We start from the raw sequence: 26,907 nt of genomic DNA, 5'->3' as shown, positions 1-26,907 counted from the left end.
CTGCGCACTGGCTTGGCGTAGCTGTCAGCCCTGTGCCGCCCCAGTGACCGGGCGCGTCTGGAGCCGCGCATACAACCCACCCTGGGCCATCAGTTGCGCGTGCGTCCCCTGCTCAGCAATGCGCCCGCGCTCCATCACCACCACGCGGTCCGCATGCTCGATGGTGGACAGCCGGTGCGCGATGACCAGCGTGGTGCGGCCCTGCATCAGACGCTGCAGGGCGTCCTGCACAAGCCGCTCCGACTCGGTGTCCAGCGCCGAGGTCGCCTCGTCCAGGATGAGAATGGGCGCGTCCTTGTACAGCGCGCGGGCGATGGCGAGGCGTTGCCGCTGACCGCCCGAAAGCTGGGTTGCGTTATGGCCGACCACGGTGTGGATACCCTGGGGCAGGGCACCGACATGCTCGGCGAGGTTGGCAGCAGCCAGGCACTGGCGCACGCGCTCTTCATCCACCTCGCCGCCCAGGGCCACATTCGCAGCAATGGTGTCATTGAACATCACCACGTCCTGGCTGACCATGGCGAATTGAGCGCGCAACGCACCCAGGTCCCATTGCGCCAATTCGTGTCCGTCCACGGTGGCCGTGCCCGATGCGGGCAGCACAAACCGCGGCAGCAGATTGACCAGCGTGGTCTTGCCGGCACCCGATGGGCCGACCAGCGCAACGATTTCGCCAGGCGCCACCCGCAGGCTGACCCGATCAAGTGCCGGCGCGTGGTCGGCGCCAAACGAGACAGTCACATCGTGCAGTTCCAGTGCGCCGCGCACCCGCTCGGCCTTGTGGTTGCCGCTTGATTCCGCACCTGTTGTCCCCATCAGTGCGAGGCCTCGTTCCAGCGCCGCCACCCCGCGGGTGACGGGGCTCGCCACATCTGCCAGGCGCCGTATGGGTGCGATGAGCATCAGCATCGCGGTGATGAACGATACAAAGCCGCCCACCGTGACATCTTTGCTGTCGACCGCGCCGCGGCTTTGCCACAGGGCAATGCAGATGACCACCGACAACGCTGCCGCAGCAAGTAGCTGCGTCAGCGGCGTCATCGCCGCCGAGGCGATCGTCGACTTGATCGCCAGGCCCCGCAGGCTCTGGCTCAGGTGCGCAAAGCGGCGGGCCTGCGCCTGCTGGGCTCCGTGCAGCCGCACCATGCGGTGTGCCAGCACGTTTTCTTCCACCACGTAGGCCAGTTCGTCGGTGGCCTGCTGGCTGCTCTTGGTCAGGTGGTACAGCCGCCGCGACAGCGTCTTCATGATCCAGGCCACACCCGGGACCACCACGGCCACGATCAGCGTCAGTTGCCAGTTGAGGTACAGCAGGTAGATCAGCAGCGCAACCAGCGTGAATCCATCGCGCGAAAGGCCCAGCAGCGCCTGTACCAGCAGCGTGGCGCCCGTCTGCACCTCATATACCACCGTGTTGGAGAGCGCACTTGCCGATTGCCGTGAAAAAAGACCCATGTCTGCCGCCAGAACGCGGTCGAACAGAGACTTGCGCAGGGTAAGCATGCCTTCGTTGGCGATGCGGGCCAGCGCATATTGCCCCACGAATTGCGCGATGCCGCGAACGAAGAAAACGCCCAGGATGGCCAGTGGCACCATCCATAGTTCCAGGGTGCCTTGTGTGAACCCCTTGTCGAGCAAGGGCTGCAGCAGGGCGGGGATGAGCGGCTCGGTCACCGCGCCGATCAGTGTGGCGGCGATGGCCACGGACCAGGCGGTACGCTGGTTGCCAAAGTACACCGCCAGCCGGCGCAGTCTCTGCAAAAGGGTGTCGGTCGGGGACGGGGCGTTTGGCGGGGGGGCGCCCGGTGGGGTGTCTTGCATTTGGCCGCGATTTTAAGTGGCGGCCGACCAAGCCGGGCGCAGGCGGCAATCGCGTCCCGTATCGGCTCAAACGCACCCGCAGTTTGGCCCTACTCCTACACAGATTGTCACAGGGCGCACTTGCCAGTGTGTAACATTCGCGTTTGCCCTAGCGCCCATCTAGCAGGAACGCCGGACGTCAATGACTACAGACCGTACTCCCTACATTCCCTTTGCCGCGGTAACGCCGCACATCTCCCGCCGCCTTCTCATGGCCGCCCTCGGTTCAGCCTCTGCGCTGCCTGCCCTTGCACAATTCAAGGTGGAGGTCACAGGCGTCGGGCTTACACAGCTCCCCATTGCCATTGCACCATTTCGCGGCGAGGCCCAGGCGCCGCAAAAGATCAGCGCCATTGTCCAGGCCGACCTGGAGCGCAGCGGGCAGTTCCGCGCGATTGACGCTGCAGGCACATCGCTGGATGAAACCACACGCCCGGATGTGGGTCTCTGGCGCCAAAAAGGCGCTGATTCGCTGGCCGTAGGCAGCGTCACCCGGCTGGCCGATGGCCGCTTTGATGTGCGCTTTCGCCTCTGGGATGCGGTCAAGGGCCAGGACCTGGGCGGACAAAGTTTTGTGGTCACACAAGCCGACCTGCGCCTGGTGGCCCACCGCATTGCCGACTTCATTTTTGAGAAGCTGACCGGCGAACGCGGAGTGTTTTCCACGCGCATCGCCTACGTCACGAAATCCGGTACGCGCTACAGCCTGTGGGTGGCCGATGCCGATGGCGAAAACGCGCAGTCGGCGCTGTCGAGTCCCGAGCCCATCATTTCTCCAGCCTGGTCGCCCAACGGCGGTCAGCTGGCGTACGTGTCGTTCGAATCGCGCAAGCCTGTGGTGTACGTGCACGATGTCGCGTCCGGACGCAGGCGTCTGATTGCCAATTTCCGAGGGTCCAACAGCGCACCGGCCTGGTCGCCGGACGGCCGCACATTGGCAGTGACGCTGAGCCGCGACGGTGGCTCCCAGCTCTACACCATTGACGCCAACGGTGGCGAGCCCCGCCGTCTCATGCAGTCGGCAGGTATCGATACGGAGCCCGTGTTCTCGAGCGACGGTCGCAGCATCTTCTTCGTGAGCGACCGTGGCGGTGCGCCGCAGATCTACCGCGCGTCCACCTCCGGCGGAAATGCCGAACGGGTGACCTTCTCCGGGTCCTACAACATTTCGCCCACACTGAGCCCTGACGGCAAGTGGCTGGCCTACATTTCGCGCGTATCCGGCGCCTTCAAGCTCCACGTCATGGACCTGTCGACCGGCACCGTGAACGCCATTACCGACAGCTCGGCCGACGAAAACCCCAGTTTTGCACCCAATGGTCGCCTGATCGTCTACGCCACGCAGCAGCAAGGGCGTGATGCGCTGATGACCACCACGCTCGACGGCAAGATCAAGGCACGCCTGGCAGGGCAGGGCGGCGACATTCGTGAACCCGACTGGGGTCCGTTCCAGAAGCAGTGAATGAACTTTCCCGTCTTTTCAGTTTCAGTTATCAAGTCTCAGGAGATTTTTGGATGAACAAGCTCAAATTCAAGCGCATTACTCTTGCGCTCACGGTGGTCGCCCTCGTCGCGGGCTGCAGTTCTGGCGTCAAGCTCGACGATGTGCCGGTGGAAGACAAGAACGCCACCTCCACCATGGGCGCTGGCGCCAATGGTGCCAACTCCGGCTCTACCGGCCAGAGTGGTGTGGCGCCTGTGGATCTGGGCCAGTCGGGCCGAGACGGTGCCGGCCCGGTGGGCGTGGCGCGCATTGTGTACTTCGACTACGACAGCTACGTCATCAAGCCTGAATTCCAGTCGCTACTCGAAGCGCACTCGCGTTTCATCAAGGCAGCGTCCAACCGCAAGGTCATGATCGAAGGCCATACCGACGAGCGCGGCGGACGTGAATACAACCTGGCGCTGGGCCAAAAGCGCGCTGAGGCCGTGCGCCGTTCGCTGGGATTGCTGGGTGTGCCTGACAGCCAGGTCGAGGCCGTGAGCTTTGGCAAGGAAAAGCCAGCAGCGCAGGGCGGCACCGAGTCGGTACACGCCCAAAACCGCCGCGCTGAACTGTCCTACCGCTGATGCGCAGCGCGAAACCCATTGGTTTCCGCATGAAAGCGGTGGCGGCGTTTGCGTTCGCTACCGTCTTCATGCTGCCCGCTGGCGCGGCCATCTTCGAGGACGGAGAAGCGCGCCGCGCCATCCTGGAGATGCGACAGCGCGTCGATGCCCTGCAGGTGTCGGGCCAGCGCGCTGCCGATGAAGCCCGGCGGCTGGCTGATGAAAACGCCCAACTCCGCCGCAGCCTCCTTGACCTGCAAACGCAGATCGAGGCCCTGCGAGTGGAGGACTCGAAGATGCGCGGGCAAAACGAGCAGTTGCTGCGGGATGTGAGCGAATTGCAGCGGCGCCAGAAGGACATGGCTCAGGGCGTTGAAGAGCGCCTCAAGCAGTTCGAGCCGGTCAAGGTCAACCTGGACGGGCTTGAATTCCAGGCGGACCCGGCCGAAAAACGCGACTACGAGGCTGCTCTTGCCGTGTTTCGCTCGGGCAAGTTCGCAGAGGCAACTTCTGCCTTTGGCGGGTTTGTGCGGCAGTACCCGCGCAGCGGCTTTGTGCCGTCGGCGCGGTTCTGGCTCGGCAATTCGCAGTACGCCACGCGCGAGTACAAGGAAGCCATCGGGAACTTCCAGCGCATGCTGTCGGATGCACCCACGCATGCTCGCGCTCCTGAGGCAGCCCTGTCCATCGCCAACTGCCAGATCGAACTCAAGGACTCGCGCTCTGCCCGCAAGACGTTGGAAGACCTGGTCCGTTCGTATCCCCAGTCCGAAGCTGCGCTGGCGGCCAAGGAGCGGCTGTCGCGACTCAAGTGACATCCGGGGAACTGCCCGAAGGGCTTCATCAACAGCCCGACGCAGACGGGATCGCCTTGCCCGACGACATGGACGAAGGTCGCCGCTTCGGCGGGCTTGACCGGCTCTACGGTCGCGCGGGGGCAGCCCGTATCAAGGCAGCTCATGTGGTTGTGATAGGTATCGGCGGGGTGGGCTCATGGGCCGCCGAAGCGCTTGCGCGCAGCGGCGTCGGCTCACTCACGCTGATCGATCTGGACCACGTCGCAGAGTCGAACATCAACCGCCAGATTCATGCGTTGACGGAAACAGTGGGGCAGGCCAAGGTGCTGGCCATGCGCGACCGCATTCGCCAGATCAACCCGTCGTGCCAGGTGAACTGCATTGAAGAGTTCGTCGAGCCGGACAACTGGCCCGCGTTGATTGAAGGCACATCACCCGATGCCGTCATCGACGCTTGCGACCAGATCAAGGCCAAACTCACGGTGGCGCTGTGGGCCCAGCGCGCCAAGGTGCTGCACATCGCGGTCGGCGCCGCAGGCGGCAAGCGCCTGGCCCACAAGGTCGATGTGGATGATCTTGCCCACACCACCCACGACCCGCTGCTGTCGCAGTTGCGGTACCGGCTTCGCAAGCACCATGGTGCCCCGCGCGATGGCAAGAAGATGGGCGTGAACTGCGTGTTCAGCCGCGAAGCGGTCGCGGGGCCTGACCCTTCATGCGAGCTGGAGGGCGATGGTTCTCTGAACTGCCATGGTTACGGATCGGTCGTGGCAGTGACTGCCACGTTCGGCCAGTGCGCCGCGGGATGGGTTCTCGACAAACTGGCCAGTGGGCCTAAGGCGTCCGGGGCACAAAAGTAACGCTATAATTCAAGGCTTTGCAGTTGACGGCATCCGCCAGCTGCGATTGTTGGGACGTTAGCTCAGTTGGTAGAGCAGCGGACTTTTAATCCGTTGGTCACAAGTTCGAATCTTGTACGTCCTACCAAACACAAGAAGGCCCTGTAGCGATACAGGGCCTTTTCTGTTTTGGGGCGCTCAATCCGGTTGAGCTCCGGTGGGAAGACGCCAGATGTCAGCGTCCGCGGTGTGCCCGGTCGGTGACAAACAGGTCCCAGCTGGCGATGAAAAGCGCTGCGATCACCGGGCCGATCACAAATCCGGTCAGCCCGAATAGGGCCATGCCGCCCAGCGTGGAGATCAGCACCACGTAGTCGGGCATTTTCGTATCCTTGCCGACTAGGATGGGTCTGAGCACGTTGTCGACCAGGCCGATGACCAGGATGCCATACGCCGTGAGGGCAACGCCCTGCACAACGGCCCCAGTGGCCAGGAAGTAAATCGCCACCGGCACCCAGATGATGCCCGCACCGACGGCGGGTAGAAGCGACAGGAAGGCCATCAGAACGCCCCACAGTACGGGCCCCTGGATGTCGAGGATCCAGAAGATCAGCCCGCCCAGCGCGCCCTGCGCTGCGGCAACCACGATGTTTCCCTTCACCGTGGCCCGGATCACCGTGGTGAACTTGCTGACCAGCTGGCGCTTGTGTCCTTCTTCCAGCGGCGTGGCTTCGCCGATGCGCTTGCCCAGGGCGGCTCCGTCGCGCAGCAGAAAGAAAAGCAGGTACAGCATGATGCCGAAGCTCACGATGAACTCGAGCGTGTTCTGACCGATGTTCAGTGCCTGCGTGGCAACAAACTGACTGGCCTGCACGGCCACCGATGAGAACCTCGCCTGTATGTCGCTGAAGGAAGTGAGTTCAAAGCGGTCGAGCAGGCTGATGGCCCATGCGGGCAAGGCGCCGATGACCTGTTGCAGATACAGCCCGAAGTTGAGCTGCCCGGTTTTCACGCGTTCGTAGATGGTGGAAGCCTCTTGCACCAGCGATATTGAAATAGCCGTCATTGGCAGGATCACGATGACCAGGCACAGACACAGGGTGGCCAGTGCTGCCAGGTTCTGGCGTTTCGGCATGCGTGCCAGCAGCCGGCGGTGCAGTGGCGCAAACAGGATCGCGAGGATCACGCCCCAGAAGACTGCGCCGTGAAACTGCCACAGGATCGCTCCGAACGCGATGGTGACCAGCGAGAGGAGCAGCAGGAAAAACTTGTTTTCAATCTTGTGAGGTGTCATGGGTATGCGGGTGGCAGATCAATCCCGGAATGTACGCGAGCGCCCGGTGGCAAGGGGTGTCGTGCGGGTCGCTCGTTACCTTTAAGGATCATTTTTGCCGGGTCAGTGCGGTTCGGTGGCACAATTGCGCCCGCAACCCCAGGCCCTTCCCCAGCCACAGTCGCATCCGCCAATCGGTCCAGCCGTGTCGCGGAAGGTTTCTCAACCAGCTAATGCTTTCCCAAGGAAAGCGGAGGTCAGCGGAATATGAGCGATACGACATCCGTCTATCAAGCCTACCAAGGCAACACCTACCTCTTCGGCGGCAACGCGCCCTATGTCGAAGAGATGTACGAGAACTATCTCGCCAACCCCGGCAGCGTGCCTGACACCTGGCGCGAGTACTTCGACGCTCTGCAGCACGTGCCTGCCGTCGATGGCTCGAACGCCAAGGACGTTCCCCACCTCCCCGTCATCAATGCCTTTGCCGAGCGTGCGAAGCAGGGTGGCACGAAGGTGGTGGTTGCAACCGGTGCAGATTCGGAGCTGGGCCGCAAGCGCACCGCCGTACAGCAGCTGATCGCTGCGTACCGCAACGTGGGTCAACGCTGGGCGGACCTGGACCCTCTCAAGCGCACCGAGCGCCCCGCCATTCCTGAGCTGGAACCATCGTTCTATGGCTTCAGCGATGCCGACCAGGAGACCGTGTTCAACACCAGCAACACGTTCTTCGGCAAGGAGTCGATGACGCTGCGCGAGCTGATCAACGCGTTGCGCGAAACATACTGCGGCTCCATCGGTGCCGAATACATGTACGCCACCGACCAGAACCAGAAGCGCTGGTGGCAGCAAAAGCTTGAAGCCATCCGCAGCAAGCCCAGCTTTGGCGCTGAAAAGAAAAAGCACATCCTCGACCGTCTGACGGCTGCAGAAGGCCTTGAGCGCTTCCTGCACACCAAGTATGTTGGCCAGAAGCGCTTCTCGCTCGAAGGTGGCGAAAGCTTCATCGCCGCGATGGACGAGTTGATCCAGTCTGCCGGTGCCACGGGCGTGCAGGAAATCGTGATCGGCATGGCCCACCGCGGCCGCCTGAACGTGCTGGTGAATTCGCTGGGCAAGATGCCCAAGGATCTGTTCGCCGAGTTCGACCACACCGCGCCTGAAGACCTGCCTGCCGGTGACGTGAAGTACCACCAGGGTTTCAGCTCGGACGTGACCACCCCCGGCGGTCCGGTGCACCTCTCGCTGGCGTTCAACCCTTCCCACCTTGAAATCGTGAACCCGGTGGTGGAAGGCTCGGTGCGCGCCCGCATGGATCGCCGCGCCGACCCGCTGGGCAAGCAAGTGCTGCCCGTGCTGGTGCACGGTGACGCGGCCTTTGCCGGCCAGGGCGTGAACCAGGAAACCCTGGCGCTGGCCCAGACCCGCGGCTACTACACCGGCGGTACGGTCCACATCATCATCAATAACCAGATCGGTTTCACGACCTCGGACCCGCGCGACACCCGCTCGACGCTGTATTGCACCGACATCGTGAAGATGATCGAGTCGCCCGTGCTGCACGTGAATGGTGACGACCCGGAAGCCGTTGTTCTGGCCACGCAGCTGGCGCTGGAATTCCGCATGGAGTTCCGCAAGGACGTAGTGGTAGACATCATCTGCTTCCGCAAGCTGGGTCACAACGAGCAGGACACGCCTTCGCTCACGCAGCCGCTGATGTACAAGAAGATCGGCCAGCACCCCGGCACACGCAAGCTGTATGCCGACAAGCTGGCTGCGCAGGGTCTGGGCGAGTCGCTCGGCGATGACATGGTCAAGGCCTACCGCGCCGCCATGGACGCCGGCAAGCACACGGTCGATCCGGTGCTGACCAACTTCAAGAGCAAGTACGCGGTGGACTGGAGCCCGTTCCTGGGCAAGAAGTGGACGGACGCTGGCGATACGGCGATTCCGCTGGCCGAGTGGAAACGTCTGGCTGAAAAGATCACGACCATCCCTGAAAGCGTCACGCCGCACCAGCTCGTCAAGAAGGTGTACGACGACCGCGCGGCGATGGGCCGTGGCGACATCCCTGTGGACTGGGGCATGGGCGAACACATGGCCTTTGCATCGCTGGTGGCCAGTGGCTACCCGGTGCGCCTGTCGGGCGAAGACTGCGGTCGCGGCACGTTCACGCACCGTCACGCCGTCATTCATGACCAAAAGCGCGAGAAGTGGGACATCGGTACCTACGTGCCGCTGCAGAACGTAGGCGAAAACCAGGCCCCGTTTGTCGTCATCGACTCCATCCTGTCCGAAGAAGCCGTGCTGGGCTTCGAGTACGGCTATGCCTCGAACGACCCCAATACCCTCGTCATCTGGGAAGCCCAGTTCGGCGACTTCGCCAATGGTGCACAGGTCGTGATCGACCAGTTCATCGCCTCTGGTGAAGTGAAGTGGGGCCGTGTCAACGGCATCACGCTGATGCTGCCACACGGCTACGAAGGACAGGGGCCGGAGCACAGCTCGGCGCGCCTGGAGCGTTTCATGCAGCTGGCTGCCGATGCCAACATGCAGATCGTGCAGCCGACCACGGCCAGCCAGATCTTCCACGTGCTGCGTCGCCAGATGGTGCGTGACCTGCGCAAGCCGCTGGTCATCATGACGCCCAAGTCGCTGCTGCGTAACAAGGACGCGACCTCGCCGCTGTCCGAGTTCACCCGCGGCAGCTTCCAGACGGTGATCCCCGAGCAGGACGAAGCCGTCATCAAGAAGGCTGCTAAAGTCAAGCGCGTGATCGCATGCTCTGGCAAGGTGTACTACGACCTCGTCAAGAAGCGCACCGAGAAGGAAGCGGACGACGTGGTCATCCTGCGTGTGGAGCAGCTGTATCCGTTCCCGCACAAGGCATTTGCTGCGGAATTGAAAAAGTACCCCAACGCCACCGACGTGGTGTGGTGCCAGGACGAGCCGCAAAACCAGGGCGCCTGGTTCTTCGTGCAGCACTACATCCACGAAAACATGCTCGACGGCCAGAAGCTGGGTTATTCCGGCCGCGCCGCCTCGGCGTCCCCTGCCGTGGGTTACTCGCACCTGCACCAGGAACAGCAAAAGGCGCTGGTGGACGGCGCGTTTGCCAAGCTCAAGGGGTTTGTTCTGACCAAGTAAGGCCAGCTGCTACCCGCTACCGAACGAACAAAACAGAACACACCCCATTCAGAAAGAATTGATATGGCTATCGTAGAAGTCAAAGTCCCCCAGCTGTCCGAATCCGTGGCGGAAGCCACCATGCTGACGTGGAAGAAGAAGGCCGGTGAGGCCGTGGCCGTGGATGAGATCCTGATCGAGATCGAGACCGACAAGGTCGTGCTGGAAGTGCCTGCGCCTGCCGCTGGTGTACTGGCCGAGATCGTGCAGGGTGACGGCGCCACCGTGGTGGCCGAACAGTTGATCGCCAAGATCGATACCGAAGGCAAGGCTGGCGCTGCGGCGCCTGCCGCAGCGCCAGCACCGGTGGCTGCACCAGCAGCTGCTGCCGCTCCTGGGGCTGCCGCTGGTGGCTCCAAGGGTGACGTTGCCATGCCAGCAGCCGCCAAGCTGCTGGCCGACAACAACCTGGCGGTTTCGGCCGTGGCTGGCACCGGCAAGGACGGCCGCGTGACCAAGGGCGACGTGCTGAGCGCAGTGGCTGGCGGTGCGGCCAAGGCTGCTGTGGCGCCCAGCGCGATTCCTACCGGTGTGCCCACCAAGGCACTGCCGCAGGTATCTGCCCCCGCATCCAAGGAAGACTTGGGCGACCGCCCGGAACAGCGCGTGCCGATGAGTCGCCTGCGCGCCCGAGTGGCCGAGCGCCTGCTGCAGTCGCAGTCGACCAACGCCATCCTGACCACGTTCAACGAAGTGAACATGGCTCCCGTGATGGAAATGCGCAAGAAGTTCCAGGACTCCTTCACCAAGGAGCACGGCGTGAAGATCGGATTCATGAGCTTCTTCGTGAAGGCTGCCGTGCACGCCCTGAAGAAGTTCCCGGTGCTGAACGCGTCGGTCGATGGCAACGACATCGTCTACCACGGCTATTTCGACATCGGTATCGCCGTGGGCTCGCCCCGTGGTCTGGTGGTGCCCATTTTGCGCAACGCAGACCAGATGAGCTTTGCCGACATCGAAAAGAAGATCGCCGAGTTCGGCAAGAAGGCTGCCGAAGGCAAGCTGGGCATTGAGGAAATGACCGGTGGCACGTTCTCGATCTCCAACGGCGGCACCTTCGGCTCGATGATGTCCACCCCCATCATCAACCCGCCCCAGTCGGCCATCCTGGGCGTGCATGCCACCAAGGACCGTGCCGTGGTCGAAAACGGCCAGATCGTGGTTCGCCCGATGAACTACCTGGCCATGTCGTACGACCACCGCATCATCGACGGCCGCGAAGCCGTGCTGGGCCTGGTCGCGATGAAGGACGCGCTGGAAGACCCCTCGCGTCTGCTGTTCGACATCTGATCTTCTGACTGAATCGACCCACCCGCGTGGCCCGGCCTCTGGCCCCGCCCGCCGGTGGGTCTTTCTCCAACTGACTGAACGAGATTTCCCATGAGCAAACAATTTGATGTGATCGTCATCGGCGGTGGCCCTGGTGGCTACATCGCCGCCATTCGCGCAGCCCAGCTGGGCTTCAGCGTGGCCTGTATCGACGAGTGGAAGAACGAAAAGGGCGGCCCCGCCCCCGGCGGCACCTGCACCAATGTGGGCTGCATTCCATCGAAGGCGCTGCTGCAGTCGTCCGAGCACTTCGAGCACGCCAACAAGCACTTTGCAGACCACGGCATCACGGCCTCCGACGTGAAGATCGACATCGCGAAGATGATCGGCCGCAAGGACACCGTTGTGAAGCAGAACAACGACGGCATCCTGTACCTGTTCAAGAAGAACAAGGTCAGCTTCTTTCATGGCCGCGGTTCCTTCGTCAAGGCTGCCGAGGGTGGTTACGAGATCAAGGTCGCCGGCGCTGCTGAAGAGTCGCTCACGGGCAAGCAGATCATCATTGCCACGGGCTCCAACGCCCGCGCACTGCCCGGCACGCCATTTGATGAACAGCTCGTGCTGTCCAACGATGGCGCGCTGCGCATCGGCGCGGTGCCCAAGAAGCTGTGCCTCATTGGCTCCGGCGTCATCGGTCTGGAGATGGGCTCGGTGTGGCGCCGCCTGGGTGCCGAGGTCACGATCCTCGAAGGTCTGCCAACCTTCCTGGGCGCGGTGGATGAGCAGATCGCCAAGGAAGCCAAGAAGGCTTTCGACAAGCAGGGCCTGAAGATCGAGCTGGGCGTGAAGGTCGGCGAGATCAAGACCGGCAAGAAGGGTGTGAGCGTTGCCTACACCAACGCCAAGGGCGAGGCCCAGGCGCTGGACGTGGACAAGCTCATTGTGTCCATTGGCCGCGTGCCCAACACCATCGGTCTGAATACCGAAGCCGTGGGCCTGCAGCTCGATGAGCGCGGCGCCATCGTGGTCGATGCCGACTGCAAGACCAATCTGCCTGGCGTGTGGGCCGTGGGTGACGTGGTGCGCGGCCCCATGCTGGCGCACAAGGCCGAGGAAGAAGGCGTGGCAGTGGCGGAGCGCATTGCCGGCCAGCACGGGCATGTCAACTTCAACACCATCCCGTGGGTCATCTATACCAGCCCCGAGATCGCGTGGGTGGGTCGCACCGAGCAGCAGCTCAAGGCCGATGGCGTGAAGTACAAGGCGGGCAGCTTCCCGTTCCTGGCCAATGGCCGCGCACGTGCGCTGGGTGACACCACCGGTATGGTCAAGATGCTGGCCGATGCCGAGACGGACGAAATCCTGGGCGTGCATATCGTGGGCCCGCAGGCCAGCGAACTGATCGCAGAAGCCGTGGTGGCGATGGAGTTCAAGGCCAGCAGCGAAGACATCGCACGCATCTGTCACGCCCATCCATCGCTGAGCGAAGCCACCAAGGAAGCAGCCCTGGCAGTGGACAAAAGGACGCTCAATTTCTGATTTTTGGGTCAAATCGGGCTCCAGTGCATGATTTACATGCACTGGACGCTATTTAATTCATAGCATCGGGGCATTCCACCGTGACCGTTAAAGAGGCCTATCTGGCCGAGCTGGCCGCCAAAGGCTACCAAAGCGATCCGGCCCAGCTGCGCGCGGTGGAGGCGCTGCAACGCTGCGCTGACGACTGGGCTACGTACAAGGCCCAGCGTTCCAATGCGCTCAAGAAGCTGATCAACCGCCCCGAGATCCCACGGGGGGTTTACATGTATGGCGGCGTGGGCCGTGGAAAGAGCTTCCTGATGGACTGCTTTTTCAACGCCGTGCCGCTCAAGCGCAAGGTGCGCCTGCACTTTCACGAGTTCATGCGCGAGGTGCACCGCGAACTGGCTGGCCTGCAGGGCACGGTCAACCCGCTGGATGTGCTGGGCGCGCGCATTGCGAAGCGCTACAAGCTCATCTGCTTTGATGAATTTCACGTGGCGGACATTACCGACGCGATGATCTTGCACCGCCTGCTGGATGCACTGTTTGCCAACGGGGTGGGGTTCGTCACCACGTCGAATTTCATGCCTGACGAGTTGTACCCCGACGGTCTGCACCGCGACCGCATTCTTCCGGCCATTGCACTGCTCAACCAGAAACTGGAAGTGGTGAACGTGGACAACGGCACCGACTACCGGCGGCGTACGCTGGAGCAGGTCAAGCTCTATCACACGCCGCTGGGGCCGCAGGCTGATGCGGAAATGCGCGAAACTTTCGACCGGCTGGCCGAGGTGCATGACGAAGACCCGGCCCTGCACATTGAGGCTCGCGAGATCCGCGCGCGGCGCAAGGCAGGCGGGGTGGTGTGGTTCGACTTTCGCACCCTGTGCGGCGGACCGCGATCGCAGAACGACTATCTGGAAATCGCAACGCAGTTTCACACGGTGCTGCTGTCCGACGTTCCCCACATGCCGGTCAGCATGGCATCGCCCGCGCGCCGCTTTACCTGGCTGATCGACGTGCTGTATGACCGCCGGGTCAAGCTGATCATGTCGGCAGCGGTGCCGCCCGAGCAGCTGTATACCGAAGGACCACTGGCCCACGAGTTTCCGCGCACAGTGTCGCGGCTCAACGAAATGCAGTCCAAGGAATTCCTGGCGCTGGAGCGGCGTTCGGTGGACACGGGGCTGACATGAGGGCCAAGGCTGCGATGGGCCGCCTCCCAGCCCCGGCGTTTCTGGTGATTCTGGCCGCTGCCGGGTTGTGGTCCGGCTCCAATGCCTGGGCGCAGGCACAGTCGGCAACTGCCCCGACGGCTGACGCTGTTGCCGCGCTGGCCGGCAGTAGTGCAGCCCAGCGCGATTCGGCGCTGCAGCAAATCCGCCAGGAGCGGAGTGCGCTCCTTGCCGATCGCAAGGCGCAGGAAGCCGAGTGCTACCGCAAGTTTGCCGTCGAGGATTGTCTGCGCAGCGTACGCGCCTCGACGCGCGGGGCCGAGGCTTTGTTGCGCGCCCGGGAGATCGATATCAAGGACGCAGAGCGCAAGGAAAAAGCTGCCGAGCGCCAGCGTGCCATTGCTGAAAAGCTGGGTACTGTCGATGCCGCTGCGGGCCCGGGGAGTGCAGCGGTTGCCGGCGGCGCCATGCCGCGCAAGGCACCTGTGGACAAGGCCCCCACGCTCACCCTGCGCGACGCCGATGCAGCCCGCCGGGCGCAGGAGCAGCGCAGCAAGGTGCAGGAACGCAGCCAGGCAGAAAGCACCAGCGCCGCCAGTACAGCGGCGCGCGAAGCAAAGGCACGCGCTGAATATGCAGAGAAGGTGCAGGCCGCCGAGGAGCGCCGCAAGCGCGTGGCTCGCTCGCAGGCCGAGGAGCAGGCAGCGGGCAAAAAGCCAGCTGCGCCGCTGCCGCAGAGCCCGGCTTCGCGATAGCCGTAGTAGACGGGTCGGAGGGTAGCTGGGCGCCGTCGGCTGGCGGCATCCCGCGGGCCATCACTGTCGTTACCGGCGTCAGGCGCTGGATGCAATCAACGCCTCAGACGCGCCCGGCTTCCAGGGGCGTGAGGGGGATGAGCGGAGCAACCTTCTTTTCCTCGACAAGCGCCTCGATCTTCACGATCACCAGCGACAGGTTGTCGCCGCCTCCCCGAGCGCGGGTGCGCGCTTTTTCAACGAGAAATTCTGTGGCTTCACGAGGCGACAGTGAGTCCACCACGGATCCGAGTTCAGTGGGCGAAAAGTAATGCCACACGCCGTCACTGCAGGCCAGCAGCACATCGCCCGGTTGCAGTTGCGGAATGATGTGTGTGGTGATGGGCGGATCGCTTTCGGTGCCCAGGCAGCCAACCAGAATATTGGAATGCGGGTGGTTGTTGGCCTCGACCTCGGTCAGCTCGCCGCGGTCCACCAATGCTTGCACATAGGAGTGGTCGCTGGTGCGCGACACCATCCGGGCACCCTGGAAGTGATAGATCCGCGAGTCACCGGCGTGCACCCAGTGGCAGTCGCCCCGGGGGTTGATGAGGAACGCGGCGATGGTGCTGTGGGGCTCCTGCTCGGCCGAGATGGCCGTCAGCCGGATGACGATGTGGGCTTCCTCGACCATGCTGCGCAGCATGGTCACCGGATCGTCGGTGTCGGGCGAGTAGCGCTCGAACAGCTGCCGCGCCGTCATCATGACCTGGTCAGACGCCTTGCGCCCGCCGCTGCGTCCGCCCATGCCGTCTGCCACCACGCCCAGCACGCAGCCGTTGTGGCGCGGATGGGAGATCAGGGTGACCTGGTCTTGCTGGTATTCCCGGTCACCCTTGTGGATGCCGGTGGAAGCGATGAGGCGAAACGCTTTGGTCATGCTGGTGATTGTGTGTGCGCAGATGCGCGCGGCAGTCGCCGGAGGTCGAACCGACGCGTATTATCTGCCCGCCTGTGGCATTTCCGCCATGCGCTCTTTGCATCTGCCTTGATCTCCCGTACCCCATCGCCCATTGCATTGCGCTTTGCAGCCCGCAGGGTTAGCACGCGTCTGAGTCGCGTTCTCGTACGGACACGCCGTCCAGATACCCCGGGCGTGCCCAGGTGCGCCACACAATGACGCTGGCGCAACTGGTTCAGGAGGCGTTCGTTGACGGAGGTGTGCTGTCGCGTGCCGATCCGCACTTCCAGCCCCGCGAAGGCCAGACGGAGATGGCAGTTGCCGTGGCACAGACCATTGCAGAGGGCGGGGCGCTGGTGGTCGAGGCTGGCACGGGCGTGGGCAAGACCTTTGCCTACCTTGTACCTGCGCTGCTCAGCGGTGACCGCGTGCTGGTTTCCACGGCCACCAAGGCCTTGCAAGACCAGCTGTTTGCGCGCGACCTGCCGCTTCTGGTGCAGACCCTGGGGCTGCCCGTGCGCATGGCGCTGCTCAAGGGCCGCGCGAGCTATCTTTGCCTGCACCGCATGGAGCAGGCTCGGCAGGATGTGGCTGCGCAGGATCGCGGCGTGGCCCGGGTTCTGGCCAAGGTGGAAGACTGGTCCCGCGCCACCCGTTCTGGCGATCTGGCGGAACTCACGGGGCTGGACGACCGTTCACCCGTGATTCCGCTGGTCACGTCCACCCGCGAGAACTGTCTGGGGTCGCAGTGCCCGCGTTTCCGTGAATGCCACCTCCACGCGGCGCGGCGCACTGCCCTGGCGGCCGATGTGGTGGTGATTAACCACCACCTGTTCTTTGCCGACCTGGCTGTGCGCGAATCCGGGATGGCAGAACTCCTGCCTTCGGTGCGCGTTGTCATTTTTGATGAGGCGCACCAGATCAACGAGACCGGTGTCCAGTTTCTGGGCTTGCAGTTGTCCACCGGGCAGATGGGCGACCTGGCGCGCGACGTGCTCGCCTGCGGCATGCAGCATGCGCGCGGCCTGGCAGACTGGCTGGCCGTTTCAGCACGGCTGGAGTCGGCAGCACGCCAGCTGCGGCTGGCCGTAGGGCCGGACCGTGCAGGCGCGCGCCTGCGCTGGTCCGATGCAGCCCCGGACGGCATTGACGGTACGGCATGGGAAGCCGCTCTGCACGCCGTCTGCGCCAGCTGCGCTGAGGTGCAGGAATCGCTGGACTCGGTAAGTGAGATCGCACCGGATTTCCTGCGTCTTTACGAGCGCTGCACCGAGTTGCTGGCGCGTGCAGCGCGTTTTTCTGGCGCCGCAAGCCCTGCACAGGTGCGCTGGGTGGACGCGGGAGGCCCGCAGGTGCGGATGGTGGAGTCCCCGCTGGACATTGCCGAGTCGATGCGCTCACGGGTGCTTTCGGCGCCGGTGCCTGCACAGCAGGATGAGGATGAAGGCGGATGGCCCGCACCCGCATCAGGGCCCGGCCGGGCCTGGGTGTTCACATCGGCCACGTTAGGGACCGACGAAGCCTTGAGCTGGTTCACCGGACGCGCGGGCCTGGAAGCGGCGCGGGTGCTGCGTGTATCGAGCCCGTTCGACTATGCCGGCCAGGCCGCGCTGTATGTGCCGCGCCATCTTCCCGCGCCCGCCGACCCTGCACACAGCGGTGCGCTCGCAAGCTGGATTGCACCGGCCGCACAGAAACTGCGTGGGCGGACGCTGGTGCTGACGACGACGCTGAAAGCACTGCGCGCCATTGGCGATGCACTGAAAGCGCTTTTTGAAGGATCGCACGCACTGGAGATACTGGTGCAGGGTGACTGGCCCAAGCGCCGCCTGATGGAGCGCTTTCGGGAGGGCTCAGACCATGGCCAGCCGGGGTGCGTGCTGGTGGCGTCCGCAACCTTCTGGGAGGGTTTCGACGTGCCCGGGGATGCGCTTCAGCTGGTGGTCATCGACAAGCTGCCGTTTCCGCCACCGGGCGACCCTCTGGTAGAGGCGCGCTGCGCCCAGCTGGAACGCGCGGGTAAAAAGCCGTTCACGGCCTACGCGCTGCCCGAGGCAGCCGTGGCACTCAAGCAGGGGGCTGGCCGCCTGATCCGGCGCGAAACCGACCGCGGTATTCTGGTGGTGGGCGACACGCGCCTTGTGACGATGGGCTACGGCAAGCGGCTGATGGCCGCGCTGCCACCGCTGGCGCGGCTCGAATCCGAACAGGCGTTCGAGCAAGCGCTGCTGGCGCTTACCAGACCTTCCACCACGGATCAGACTTGCGCTTGAAACCAGCGCGCACATACTCGCTCTGCGGGTAGGACGTGTCCATCACGCGGCGGGCATCGTCGCGCAGCTGGGTCATGCCCAGGGCATCGTACGAGCGGATCAGGATGTACAGAGCCTCTTCCAGTGCCGGCACGCCCTGGTAGTCGGCCAGTGCCACCTGGGCACGGCCGATGGCTGCCACGTATGCGCCGCGCTGGTAGTAGTAGCGCGCCACATGCACTTCGTACTGGGCCAGCGAATTGACGATGTAGGTCATGCGCTGGCGCGAGTCCTGGGCGTAGCGCGAATCAGGAAAGCGCGTGACCAGTTCGCTGAACGCTTCAAACGAATCCTTGGCAGCCTTCTGATCGCGTTCAGAAAGGTCCTGGCGCGAAATGAACGAGAACAGCCCCAGGTTGTCGTTGAAGTTGACCAGGCCCTTGAGGTACAGCGCGTAGTCCAGCGCCGGGCTGGCCGGGTGCAGCTTCATGAAGCGGTCCAGCGTGGCGACCGCCTGGGCCTTTTCGCCCGCCTTGTACTGGGCGTATGCCTTGTCAATCTGCGCCTGCTGGGCCAGCGGGGTGCCTGCGGCGCGGCCTTCCAGCTTTTCAAATAGCGGCACTGCCTTGTCATAGGCGCCGCTGTCCATCTCGTCGCGGGCCTCGGCGTGAATGCGGTTGGGGCTCCACCCGGCCGTCTTGTCCTCAACGGTGCTGGAGCAGGCTGCCAGAAGACCGGCAACGAGCAGGGCGGAAACGAGGGGCAGTGGGGCACGCAACATCGCAAGCAGCTTTCAGCAAAGGAAATACAGGACGCCCCGGGAGCGCGGTCTGCGGCTCCTGTGGCCAGCCATGGGACACGATCGCGGATTGTACGGCGGGCTTGCAGCCACAAGCCCCTCGGGGGCCAGCGCTGCCCGACGGTCGTCGCCCCGGCTTTCTACAATGCCGGGATGTTTGTTCACTTGCGCCTGCACACCGAGTTTTCCGTCGTTGACGGCACCAACCGTATCTATGAGGTGGCAAAGGCCGCCGCCCGGGATGGTCAGCCCGCCCTGGCTATCACCGATCTCAACAACCTTTTCGGCGCCATCAAGTTCTACAAGGAGACACGCGGCAAGGGCGTTAAGCCCATCCTGGGGGCTGAGATCTTTGTGGAGGGCGAGGCTGGCGCTGCACCGGCCCGCATGATCCTGCTGGTGCAAAGCCGCCAGGGCTACCTGAACCTTTCCGAATTGCTGGCACGCGCCTGGACGCGCAACATCGTCAAGAACCTGGCGGTATGCACCTGGGCGTGGATTGAGGAACTCGGCGAAGGCCTGATTGCCCTGGCCGGCGCACAGGCAGGGCCGGTAGGGCAGGCCCTGCTCAGGGGAGACGACCAGGGCGCCGCTGACGTGGCACTGCGTCTGGCGGGCATTTTTCCTCACCGCTTTTACATCGAGCTGCAGCGGGCCGGGCGTGTGGATGACGAAAGCCACGTCATCGCGGCGGCCCAGCTGGCGGCGCGCCTGAGCCTGCCCGTAGTGGCCACGCACCCCGTGCAGTTTGCGACGGCTGACGACTACGAGGCCCATGAGGCCCGCGTCTGCATTGCCGAGGGCGAGATCCTGGCCAACCCGCGCCGGGTGCGCAAGTTCACGCGCGACCAGTATTTCAAGTCGGTCGCCGAAATGGAGGCGCTCTTTGCCGATGTACCGTCTGCCATTGCCAATACCGCCGAGATTGCCCAGCGCTGCAACCTGACGCTGGTACTGGGTAAGCCGCAGCTGCCGGACTTTCCGACGCCCAACGGCATGCCCATCGACGAGTATTTCCGGGTGGCGTCGTTCGAGGGGCTGGAAGAGCGCCTGGCTACGCTGTTTCCGAAAGCTGCCGAGCGCGATGCCCAGCGGCCCCGCTATGTGGAGCGCCTGGAATTCGAGATCGGGACCATCCTCAAGATGGGGTTCCCGGGCTACTTCCTCATCGTGGGCGACTTCATACAGTGGGCCAAGAACAACGGCTGCCCTGTGGGGCCAGGGCGTGGTTCCGGCGCAGGTTCGCTGGTGGCCTACGCGCTCAAGATCACCGACCTGGACCCGTTGCAGTACAACCTGCTGTTCGAGCGTTTCCTCAACCCCGAGCGCGTGTCGATGCCCGACTTCGACATCGATTTCTGCCAGTCCAACCGCGACCGGGTGATCGACTACGTGAAAGACAAGTACGGCAAGAATGCCGTGAGCCAGATTGCCACGTTCGGCACCATGGCTGCCAAGGCGGCCATCCGTGACGTGGGCCGGGTGATGGACATGAGCTATACGTTTTGCGACGGCATCTCCAAACTGGTGCCCGGCAAGCCCGGCATGTCGTACACGCTGGCATACCCGCCAGCCGTCAAGAAGGACGGCGACAAGAACAACTACGCGCTGGAGCTGGAGCCCCTGCTGGCCGAGCGCGTGCAGAAGGAAGAAGACGTCAAGACCATCATCGAGATGGCGCAAAAGCTCGAGGGCATGACCCGCAACATCGGCATGCACGCCGGCGGGGTGCTGATTGCCCCCGGCAAGCTCACCGATTTTTGCCCGCTGTACCAGCAGCCGGGCAGCGAGTCGGCCGTCAGCCAGTACGACAAGGATGACGTGGAGGCCATCGGCCTCGTCAAGTTCGACTTTCTGGGCCTGGCCACGTTGACCATCCTGGAGATCGCGCGCGAATTCATCATGAAACGCCACAAGGGGCAGGAGAACTTCACGTTCGAGGCGATTCCGCTGGACGATGGCCCCACCTACCGCCTGTTTTCCGAAGGCAAGACCGAGGCGGTGTTCCAGTTTGAAAGCCGCGGCATGCAAGGCATGCTCAAGGAAGCGCGGCCCAGTCGGCTGGAAGACCTGATTGCGCTGAACGCCCTGTACCGGCCAGGCCCGATGGACCTGATCCCCAGCTTTGTGAACCGCAAGCACGGCAAGGAGGTGGTGGAGTACCCGCACCCGCTGGTCGAGAAGGTGCTGTCGGAAACCTACGGGATCATGGTCTACCAGGAGCAGGTGATGCAGACCGCCCAGGTGCTGGGCGGCTACAGCCTGGGCGGCGCCGACATGCTGCGCCGGGCCATGGGCAAGAAAAAGGCCGAGGAGATGGCCGAGCACCGCGAGATCTTCCGCGCCGGTGCCGCCAAGCAGGGCATCAGCCAGGCCAAGGCCGACGAGGTCTTTGACCTGATGGAGAAGTTCGCAGGCTACGGCTTCAACAAGTCGCACGCGGCGGCTTATTCGCTGCTGGCGTACCACACCGGTTGGCTGAAGGTCCATTACACGGCCGAGTTCTTCTGCGCCAACATGACGGTGGAAATGGACGACACCGACAAGCTCAAGGTGCTGTTTGAGGACGCGCACAAGATGGGCCTGTCGTTCGAGCCGCCGGACGTGAACCGCGGTTTTTACCGGTTCGAGCCCGTCACCGACAAGATCATCCGCTACGGCCTGGGGGCCGTGAAGGGCACGGGCCAGCAGGCCATTGAAGCCATCGTGGCCGCCCGTGAGGGGCGGGGTGATGGCCCCCAGGGTTCCACCAAGGGGCCGTTCAAGAGCCTGTTCGACTTCTGCGTGCGCGTGGACCGGGCACGCCTGAACAAGCGCACGGTCGAGGCGCTCATCAAGGCCGGCGCGTTTGATTCGCTGAACATGAACCGTGCCTCAATGGTGGCATCCATCGACCGTGCTTTTGACTTTGCGGCCGCCACGCTGGCCAACGTGAACCAGGGCGGGCTGTTCGACATGATGGGTGACGATGCCCACGGTTCCAGCACGCAGGAGCCGGATCTGGTCGAGGCCGTTCCGTGGGGCATCAAGGAGCGGCTCACGCAGGAAAAGACCGCGGTGGGCTTCTACCTGTCGGGCCACCTGTTTGACGAGGTTGCTACGGAAGTGCGGCGGTTCGTGCGCACTTCCATTGATGAGCTGCTCGACAGCCGCGAGCCCCAGATCCTTGCCGGCATCGTCAGCGACTTTCGCGTCATCAACGGGCAGCGCGGCAAGCTGGCGCTGTTCAAGCTGGACGACAAGTCGGGTGTGATCGAGGCCTCGGCCGACGAGGCACTGCTCAATACCTACCGCAACCAGCTCAAGGAAGACGAGTTCGTGGTCATGCTGGGCCGGTTGCAGCTCGACCATTTCAGCGGCGGGCTCAGGGTGAAGGTGCAGCAGGTGTGGGACCTGGCGGGCGCCCGCTGCCGTTTCGGCAAATACCTACATGTGGTGGTGGGTGACCGTGGCCCTGATCTGCAGCGTCTGGTACGTGACTTTCCGCCCCGGCGTGAGGAAATCGCCGAAGGCGAGCTGCTGCACGGCCTGAAGGTGCGGATGGGCGTGCGCTGCAAGGCGGATGACGCCGCCGCCACGGCCGAGCTGCAGCTGGGCGAAAGCGCAAAGTTCTACCCCACCGATGCCGCGTTGGCCGCCTGGACAGCCCAGGCCGGCACGGGCTCTGCCACGGTGGTCTACGAGTAATCGGAAAACATGTAAATATCCACAGATGCCCGCCTTGAAAAATAGACGGGGAACATCAAGTTTCTCCCACGGCCACCGGGCTGCGGATCGCTAGAATGAATTTCATGGCAACTAAACCTCCTTCAGCCCCCAAGGTGCCGCCGGTGACCCGGCCTTCGCAGGATGACGGCGGTTCGGTCGTGCTGGAGCGCCGCACCCAGAAGACCCAGCCCCCGCAGATGTACCAGGTCGTCATGCTCAATGACGACTACACCCCGATGGAATTTGTCATCGTGGTCCTGCAGGAGTTTTTCAGCAAGGACCGCGAACAGGCCACCCAGATCATGTTGAAGATCCACCTGGACGGCAAAGGCGTCTGCGGCGTTTATTCGCGCGACGTGGCTGCCACCAAGGTGGAACAAGTGCTTGACGCCGCCGCCAAGGCGGGCCACCCACTGCAATGTGTGAGTGAACCTGTTGCATAACAGGTTTTTCATCCCCACTTAGAGTTATCTTTTCCACGCAAGCACAAAGGAGTTCACATGATTGCCCAGGAACTGGAAGTCAGCTTGCACATGGCCTTTGTTGAGGCCCGTCAGCAGCGCCACGAGTTCATCACCGTGGAGCATCTGTTGCTTGCACTGCTTGATAACCCCAGCGCAGCGGAAGTGCTGCGCGCGTGTTCGGCCAACATTGATGACCTGCGCTCATCGCTGGCCAACTTCATCAAGGACAACACCCCCCAGGTGGCCGGCACCGACGAGGTGGACACACAGCCCACGCTGGGTTTCCAGCGCGTGATCCAGCGCGCCATCATGCATGTGCAGTCCACCGGCAACGGCAAGAAAGAGGTGACGGGCGCCAACGTGCTCGTGGCCATCTTTGGCGAGAAAGACTCGCACGCCGTGTACTACCTGCACCAGCAGGGCGTCACGCGCCTCGACGTGGTCAATTTCATTGCCCACGGCATCAAGAAGGGTGAGCCGCCAGAACCCGCCAAGCCTGAAAGCCAGGCCGAAGGCGAGGAGGGCGGCGGCGCCGAGCGCAACGAGAAGGCCTCGCCACTGGAGCAGTTCACCCAGAACCTGAACCAGGCGGCCAAGGACGGCAAGATCGATCCGCTGATCGGCCGCCATTACGAGGTCGAGCGCACCATCCAGATCCTGTGCCGCCGCCGCAAGAACAATCCGCTGCTGGTGGGTGAAGCCGGCGTGGGCAAGACTGCGATTGCCGAGGGCCTGGCCTGGCGCATCACGCAAAACGATGTGCCCGAGATCCTGGCTGAGGCCGTGGTGTACTCGCTCGACATGGGCGCGCTGCTGGCGGGCACCAAGTACCGGGGCGATTTCGAGCAGCGCCTGAAGGGCGTGCTCAAGTCGCTCAAGGACAAGCCCAATGCCATCCTGTTCATCGACGAGATCCACACCCTGATCGGTGCGGGTGCGGCCTCGGGCGGCACGCTGGATGCGTCCAACCTGCTCAAGCCTGCGCTCTCCAGCGGCCAGCTCAAGTGCATTGGCGCCACCACGTTCACCGAGTACCGCGGCATCTTCGAAAAAGACGCCGCCCTGTCGCGCCGCTTCCAGAAGGTGGATGTGGTCGAGCCGACCGTGGCCGAGACCATCGACATCCTCAAGGGCCTGAAGTCACGGTTTGAAGAGCACCACAGCGTGAAATACGCCGCTGCCGCCCTGCAGGCCGCTGCCGAGCTGAGCGCCAAGTACATCAACGACCGCCACCTGCCCGACAAGGCGATTGACGTGATCGATGAGGCCGGTGCTGCCCAGCGCATCATGGTGCCCAGCAAGCGCAAGAAGACCATTGGCAAGACCGAGATCGAAGAGATCGTCGCCAAGATTGCGCGCATTCCGCCCGCCAACGTCTCCAACGACGACCGCGGCAAGCTGCAGACGCTGGAGCGTGACCTCAAGAGCGTGGTGTTCGGGCAGGACAAGGCCCTGGAAGTGCTGGCCAGCTCGGTCAAGATGGCGCGCTCAGGCTTGGGCAAGGGCGACAAGCCGATCGGTTCGTTCCTGTTCAGCGGCCCCACCGGCGTTGGCAAGACCGAGGCCGCCAAGCAGCTGGCCTACATCATGGGCATCGAGCTGCTGCGCTTTGACATGTCGGAGTACATGGAACGCCACGCCGTGAGCCGCCTGATTGGTGCGCCCCCGGGCTACGTGGGGTTCGACCAGGGTGGCCTGCTGACCGAAGCGATCACGAAGAAGCCGCACGCGGTGCTGCTGCTCGACGAAATCGAGAAGGCGCACCCGGACATCTTCAACGTGCTGCTGCAGGTGATGGACCACGGCACGCTGACCGACAACAACGGGCGCAAGGCCGACTTCCGCAACGTGCTCATCATCATGACCACGAACGCGGGCGCCGAGACCATGAACAAGGCGACCATCGGCTTTACCAACCCGCGGCAGGCGGGCGACGAAATGGGCGACATCAAGCGCCTGTTCACGCCCGAGTTCCGCAACCGGCTGGATGCCATTGTCAACTTCAAGGCGCTCGACGAGCAGATCATCCTGCGCGTGGTCGACAAGTTCCTGCTGCAGCTGGAAACCCAGCTGGCCGAGAAAAAGGTCGAGGTCACCTTCACTGATCAGCTGCGCAAGCACCTGGCCAAGAAGGGCTTTGATCCGCTGATGGGCGCGCGGCCGATGCAGCGCCTGATCCAGGACACCATCCGCCGTGCGCTGGCCGACGAGCTGCTGTTTGGCCGACTGACCGAAGGTGGTCGCCTTACGGTGGACATCGAGGTCAAGACGGACGACAAGGGTGTGGAAACGCCCGAGGTGCTGCTCGACATCCAGCCGCTGCCCAAGAAGGAGCGTGCTGCGAAGTCGGAGCCGACGGAGCCTGAAGAGGCTACGGCAGACTGATCGGCGCCGCGCCTGGCGCGGTTTCACGGCGGCAGCGATGCCGCCGGTTGCCCCAGCAAGGAGGCCCGTGGTTTAAACGCCGCGGGTTTTTTCTTTGGGTGCGTGGATTGCTCGGCGATGACAGTGCACGTGCGGCCGCTGCCTATCGATGCCCGCCGCGCAGGCCTTGGTTAGGACGCCGGGCTCGCCTGCAGCCGCTGCAGCAACTCCAGCGTCGGATACCCGTCTGGCGGCAGCCCGATGCTGCGCTGAAAGCCGCGAAGCCCTGCCCGTGTGGCCGGGCCCATCACTCCGTCGGACGTACCGGCAGCAAATCCCTTGCGGTTGAGCGCCCCCTGCATCGCCTGCAGCTGCGCGCGCGACAGCGGCGCCAGATCGCGTGGCCAGGGTGCGGCCACCCCCGGCCCGCCGTCAATCTGGCGGGCCAGCAGCCCGACGGCCAGGGCGTAGCTCACCGAGTTGTTGTACCGCAGGATCGCCCGGAAGTTGTTGCCCACCAGGAACGCCGGGCCGCGTGCGCCAGCGGGGGTGATGATGTACGCGTCCGCCAGCGGTGGCAGGGCATGCCCGTCGGCCGCGCGAAGGCCCTCGGCTTCCCACTGTGCGGCAGACTGGCGCACGGTGGGGTCGGCACGGCCGTGGTCGAAGCCGGTGGGCAGAACCACTTCGCTGCCCCAGGTGGGTGCCGCTTGCCAGCCCGAACGCGCCAGAAAATTCGCCGTCGAAGCCGCCACATCCGGGATGCTGCCCCAGATGTCGCGGTGCCCGTCGCCGTCGGCGTCCACCGCATGGGCCAGGAACACCGAGGGCAGGAACTGGGTATGGCCCATGGCGCCGGCCCAGGATCCCACCATGCGGTCGGGGGCAATGTCGCCCTGGTCCAGTATGCGCAGCGCAGCCAGCAACTCGGATTCGGCCCAGGCCCTGCGCCGTCCCTCGTGGGCCAGCGTCGCCAGCGCATCCACCGCGCGGAAGCTGCCGAAGTTGGTGCCGTAGTTACTCTCCATGCCCCAGATGGCCGTGATGACGGCGGCGGGCACGCCGTAGCGCTGGGCCGCGGCCTCCAGCGTGGCGCGGTGCATCTCGAGTTGCGCACGGCCCTGGGCAATGCGCTGTGCTGATACGGCGCTGTCCAGGTAGGCCCAGGGTGTGCGGGTGAACTCCGGCTGCGACCGGTCCAGCTCGACCACGCGGGGCTGCCACTCGGCCTTGCTCAAGGCAGTGCGCACGGTCTCAGGGCGGATGCCCGCTGCCAGCGCGCGTGCTGCAAAGGCGCTGCGCCACTGGATGAATCCCGCTTGCGGATCAGCGGCATTGGGGCCGGCTGCGCCGGGTGCCGCCGTCGGAACCGTCGCGGCCGGGGTGATGCCCGCGCTCGGTACGGCTGCTGAGAAGCCAGCAGGCGCCGCGCGGGGGGGCGCCGCCGTCGCGGCCTGGGCGGGTGCGCTGCCGGGCGTGGCCGTGCAGCCCACCAGGCTCAGGGCTGCCAGCAAGGGCAGCAGCGCGACGGGGTGCCGTCTCGGCTGCGCGGGTTGTGATGGAGGGTTGCGGGTTTGCACGGTGTCAGGCGCCGCTGCATGGGCTGCGCTGACCGCTGTTGGGAAGATTGTTGCCGTACGTGGATGCATGCGGCAT

Annotated in this window: 18 protein-coding genes and 1 tRNA gene; 14 read left to right on the top strand and 5 right to left on the bottom strand. The window is 64.0% G+C overall.

What is annotated here, in order from left to right; all coding sequences use genetic code 11:
• Positions 1 to 24: 24 nt before the first annotated feature.
• Entirely contained in the window at positions 25 to 1,821 is a 1,797-nt protein-coding gene (msbA, locus tag ACTPOI_RS21195; RefSeq protein WP_440112440.1) for a lipid A export permease/ATP-binding protein MsbA, read from the bottom strand.
• 181 nt (positions 1,822 to 2,002) lie between these two features.
• Between msbA and tolB the strand changes: the two genes are divergently transcribed.
• The 5 genes from tolB (at position 2,003) to ACTPOI_RS21170 (ending at position 5,693) form a co-directional block, all read left to right on the top strand.
• Positions 2,003 to 3,322: a Tol-Pal system beta propeller repeat protein TolB gene (gene tolB, locus ACTPOI_RS21190; protein WP_440112438.1), complete on the top strand. Its 1,320-nt coding sequence runs from the start codon at positions 2,003 to 2,005 to the stop codon at positions 3,320 to 3,322.
• Between the two features lie 53 nt (positions 3,323 to 3,375).
• Positions 3,376 to 3,930 (top strand): peptidoglycan-associated lipoprotein Pal, encoded by a 555-nt coding sequence (pal, locus tag ACTPOI_RS21185; RefSeq protein ID WP_440112436.1) that lies wholly within the window; start codon positions 3,376 to 3,378, stop codon positions 3,928 to 3,930.
• Positions 3,931 to 3,959: 29 nt separating this feature from the next.
• Positions 3,960 to 4,724 carry a tol-pal system protein YbgF gene (gene ybgF, locus ACTPOI_RS21180; RefSeq protein ID WP_440112434.1) on the top strand — a complete coding sequence of 255 codons (765 nt, stop codon included), beginning with the start codon at positions 3,960 to 3,962 and terminating at the stop codon, positions 4,722 to 4,724.
• Positions 4,725 to 4,792: 68 nt separating this feature from the next.
• Entirely contained in the window at positions 4,793 to 5,566 is a 774-nt protein-coding gene (locus ACTPOI_RS21175; RefSeq protein ID WP_440112721.1) for a tRNA threonylcarbamoyladenosine dehydratase, read from the top strand.
• A 51-nt stretch (positions 5,567 to 5,617) separates the two neighbouring features.
• Positions 5,618 to 5,693: transfer RNA gene (locus ACTPOI_RS21170), tRNA-Lys, on the top strand.
• Positions 5,694 to 5,780: 87 nt separating this feature from the next.
• On the opposite strand, the gene ACTPOI_RS21165 is transcribed toward ACTPOI_RS21170, so the two are convergent.
• Positions 5,781 to 6,839 carry an AI-2E family transporter gene (locus tag ACTPOI_RS21165; RefSeq protein ID WP_440112432.1) on the bottom strand — a complete coding sequence of 353 codons (1,059 nt, stop codon included), beginning with the start codon at positions 6,837 to 6,839 and terminating at the stop codon, positions 5,781 to 5,783.
• A gap of 246 nt (positions 6,840 to 7,085) precedes the next feature.
• Between ACTPOI_RS21165 and ACTPOI_RS21160 the strand changes: the two genes are divergently transcribed.
• The 5 genes from ACTPOI_RS21160 (at position 7,086) to ACTPOI_RS21140 (ending at position 14,724) form a co-directional block, all read left to right on the top strand.
• On the top strand, positions 7,086 to 9,965 hold the full coding sequence (locus tag ACTPOI_RS21160; RefSeq protein ID WP_440112430.1) for a 2-oxoglutarate dehydrogenase E1 component: 2,880 nt from the start codon (positions 7,086 to 7,088) through the stop codon (positions 9,963 to 9,965).
• Between the two features lie 63 nt (positions 9,966 to 10,028).
• Positions 10,029 to 11,294 carry a 2-oxoglutarate dehydrogenase complex dihydrolipoyllysine-residue succinyltransferase gene (odhB, locus tag ACTPOI_RS21155; protein ID WP_440112428.1) on the top strand — a complete coding sequence of 422 codons (1,266 nt, stop codon included), beginning with the start codon at positions 10,029 to 10,031 and terminating at the stop codon, positions 11,292 to 11,294.
• Between the two features lie 90 nt (positions 11,295 to 11,384).
• Positions 11,385 to 12,812, top strand: a complete 1,428-nt coding sequence (gene lpdA / locus ACTPOI_RS21150) for a dihydrolipoyl dehydrogenase (protein ID WP_440112426.1) — start codon at positions 11,385 to 11,387, stop codon at positions 12,810 to 12,812.
• An 80-nt stretch (positions 12,813 to 12,892) separates the two neighbouring features.
• A complete protein-coding gene (gene zapE / locus ACTPOI_RS21145; protein WP_440112424.1) occupies positions 12,893 to 13,990 on the top strand; it encodes a cell division protein ZapE in 1,098 nt (365 codons plus the stop codon).
• Between the two features lie 14 nt (positions 13,991 to 14,004).
• Complete coding sequence (locus tag ACTPOI_RS21140) at positions 14,005 to 14,724, top strand: hypothetical protein (RefSeq protein ID WP_440112422.1); 720 nt, start codon at positions 14,005 to 14,007, stop codon at positions 14,722 to 14,724.
• Between the two features lie 103 nt (positions 14,725 to 14,827).
• Here ACTPOI_RS21140 and ACTPOI_RS21135 read toward each other — a convergent pair whose 3' ends face one another.
• Positions 14,828 to 15,643 (bottom strand): PP2C family protein-serine/threonine phosphatase, encoded by an 816-nt coding sequence (locus ACTPOI_RS21135; RefSeq protein ID WP_440112420.1) that lies wholly within the window; start codon positions 15,641 to 15,643, stop codon positions 14,828 to 14,830.
• 236 nt (positions 15,644 to 15,879) lie between these two features.
• Between ACTPOI_RS21135 and ACTPOI_RS21130 the strand changes: the two genes are divergently transcribed.
• The gene (locus tag ACTPOI_RS21130) at positions 15,880 to 17,937 is read left to right on the top strand and encodes an ATP-dependent DNA helicase (RefSeq protein ID WP_440112418.1); all 2,058 of its coding nucleotides are present in this window, start codon (positions 15,880 to 15,882) and stop codon (positions 17,935 to 17,937) included.
• Here the strand turns inward: ACTPOI_RS21130 and ACTPOI_RS21125 are convergent.
• Positions 17,900 to 18,697, bottom strand: a complete 798-nt coding sequence (locus ACTPOI_RS21125; protein WP_440112416.1) for an outer membrane protein assembly factor BamD — start codon at positions 18,695 to 18,697, stop codon at positions 17,900 to 17,902. The genes ACTPOI_RS21130 and ACTPOI_RS21125 overlap by 38 nt on opposite strands.
• Positions 18,698 to 18,868: 171 nt before the next feature.
• On the opposite strand from ACTPOI_RS21125, the gene dnaE reads away from it, so the two are divergent.
• From dnaE to clpA, 3 genes are all read left to right on the top strand, one after another.
• Positions 18,869 to 22,402, top strand: a complete 3,534-nt coding sequence (dnaE, locus tag ACTPOI_RS21120) for a DNA polymerase III subunit alpha (protein ID WP_440112414.1) — start codon at positions 18,869 to 18,871, stop codon at positions 22,400 to 22,402.
• A 95-nt stretch (positions 22,403 to 22,497) separates the two neighbouring features.
• A complete protein-coding gene (gene clpS, locus ACTPOI_RS21115) occupies positions 22,498 to 22,866 on the top strand; it encodes an ATP-dependent Clp protease adapter ClpS (RefSeq protein ID WP_069105711.1) in 369 nt (122 codons plus the stop codon).
• Positions 22,867 to 22,923: 57 nt separating this feature from the next.
• Complete coding sequence (clpA, locus tag ACTPOI_RS21110; RefSeq protein ID WP_440112412.1) at positions 22,924 to 25,272, top strand: ATP-dependent Clp protease ATP-binding subunit ClpA; 2,349 nt, start codon at positions 22,924 to 22,926, stop codon at positions 25,270 to 25,272.
• A 170-nt stretch (positions 25,273 to 25,442) separates the two neighbouring features.
• Here the strand turns inward: clpA and ACTPOI_RS21105 are convergent, their stop codons facing one another.
• Entirely contained in the window at positions 25,443 to 26,900 is a 1,458-nt protein-coding gene (locus tag ACTPOI_RS21105) for a lytic murein transglycosylase (RefSeq protein ID WP_440112411.1), read from the bottom strand.
• Positions 26,901 to 26,907: the final 7 nt, after the last annotated feature.

It is taken from the genome of Acidovorax sp. BL-A-41-H1, from assembly GCF_051942715.1.
The sequence above is the reverse complement of the archived record's forward strand: the minus strand, read 5'-3'. Positions and strand labels throughout refer to the sequence as shown.

Bases quoted from the DNA above. Each gene is read 5' to 3' on its own strand.
- lpdA (WP_440112426.1), top strand. From the start codon at position 11,385: ATGAGCAAACAATTTGATGTGATCGTCATCGGCGGTGGCCCTGGTGGC.
- ACTPOI_RS21135 (WP_440112420.1), bottom strand. From the start codon at position 15,643: ATGACCAAAGCGTTTCGCCTCATCGCTTCCACCGGCATCCACAAGGGT.
- ACTPOI_RS21140 (WP_440112422.1), top strand. From the start codon at position 14,005: ATGGGCCGCCTCCCAGCCCCGGCGTTTCTGGTGATTCTGGCCGCTGCC.
- odhB (WP_440112428.1), top strand. From the start codon at position 10,029: ATGGCTATCGTAGAAGTCAAAGTCCCCCAGCTGTCCGAATCCGTGGCG.
- clpS (WP_069105711.1), top strand. From the start codon at position 22,498: ATGAATTTCATGGCAACTAAACCTCCTTCAGCCCCCAAGGTGCCGCCG.
- ACTPOI_RS21105 (WP_440112411.1), bottom strand. From the start codon at position 26,900: ATGCATCCACGTACGGCAACAATCTTCCCAACAGCGGTCAGCGCAGCC.
- ACTPOI_RS21175 (WP_440112721.1), top strand. From the start codon at position 4,793: ATGGACGAAGGTCGCCGCTTCGGCGGGCTTGACCGGCTCTACGGTCGC.
- tolB (WP_440112438.1), top strand. From the start codon at position 2,003: ATGACTACAGACCGTACTCCCTACATTCCCTTTGCCGCGGTAACGCCG.
- msbA (WP_440112440.1), bottom strand. From the start codon at position 1,821: ATGCAAGACACCCCACCGGGCGCCCCCCCGCCAAACGCCCCGTCCCCG.
- ACTPOI_RS21160 (WP_440112430.1), top strand. From the start codon at position 7,086: ATGAGCGATACGACATCCGTCTATCAAGCCTACCAAGGCAACACCTAC.
- pal (WP_440112436.1), top strand. From the start codon at position 3,376: ATGAACAAGCTCAAATTCAAGCGCATTACTCTTGCGCTCACGGTGGTC.
- ACTPOI_RS21130 (WP_440112418.1), top strand. From the start codon at position 15,880: ATGACGCTGGCGCAACTGGTTCAGGAGGCGTTCGTTGACGGAGGTGTG.
- ACTPOI_RS21165 (WP_440112432.1), bottom strand. From the start codon at position 6,839: ATGACACCTCACAAGATTGAAAACAAGTTTTTCCTGCTGCTCCTCTCG.
- dnaE (WP_440112414.1), top strand. From the start codon at position 18,869: ATGTTTGTTCACTTGCGCCTGCACACCGAGTTTTCCGTCGTTGACGGC.
- clpA (WP_440112412.1), top strand. From the start codon at position 22,924: ATGATTGCCCAGGAACTGGAAGTCAGCTTGCACATGGCCTTTGTTGAG.
- ACTPOI_RS21125 (WP_440112416.1), bottom strand. From the start codon at position 18,697: ATGTTGCGTGCCCCACTGCCCCTCGTTTCCGCCCTGCTCGTTGCCGGT.
- ybgF (WP_440112434.1), top strand. From the start codon at position 3,960: ATGAAAGCGGTGGCGGCGTTTGCGTTCGCTACCGTCTTCATGCTGCCC.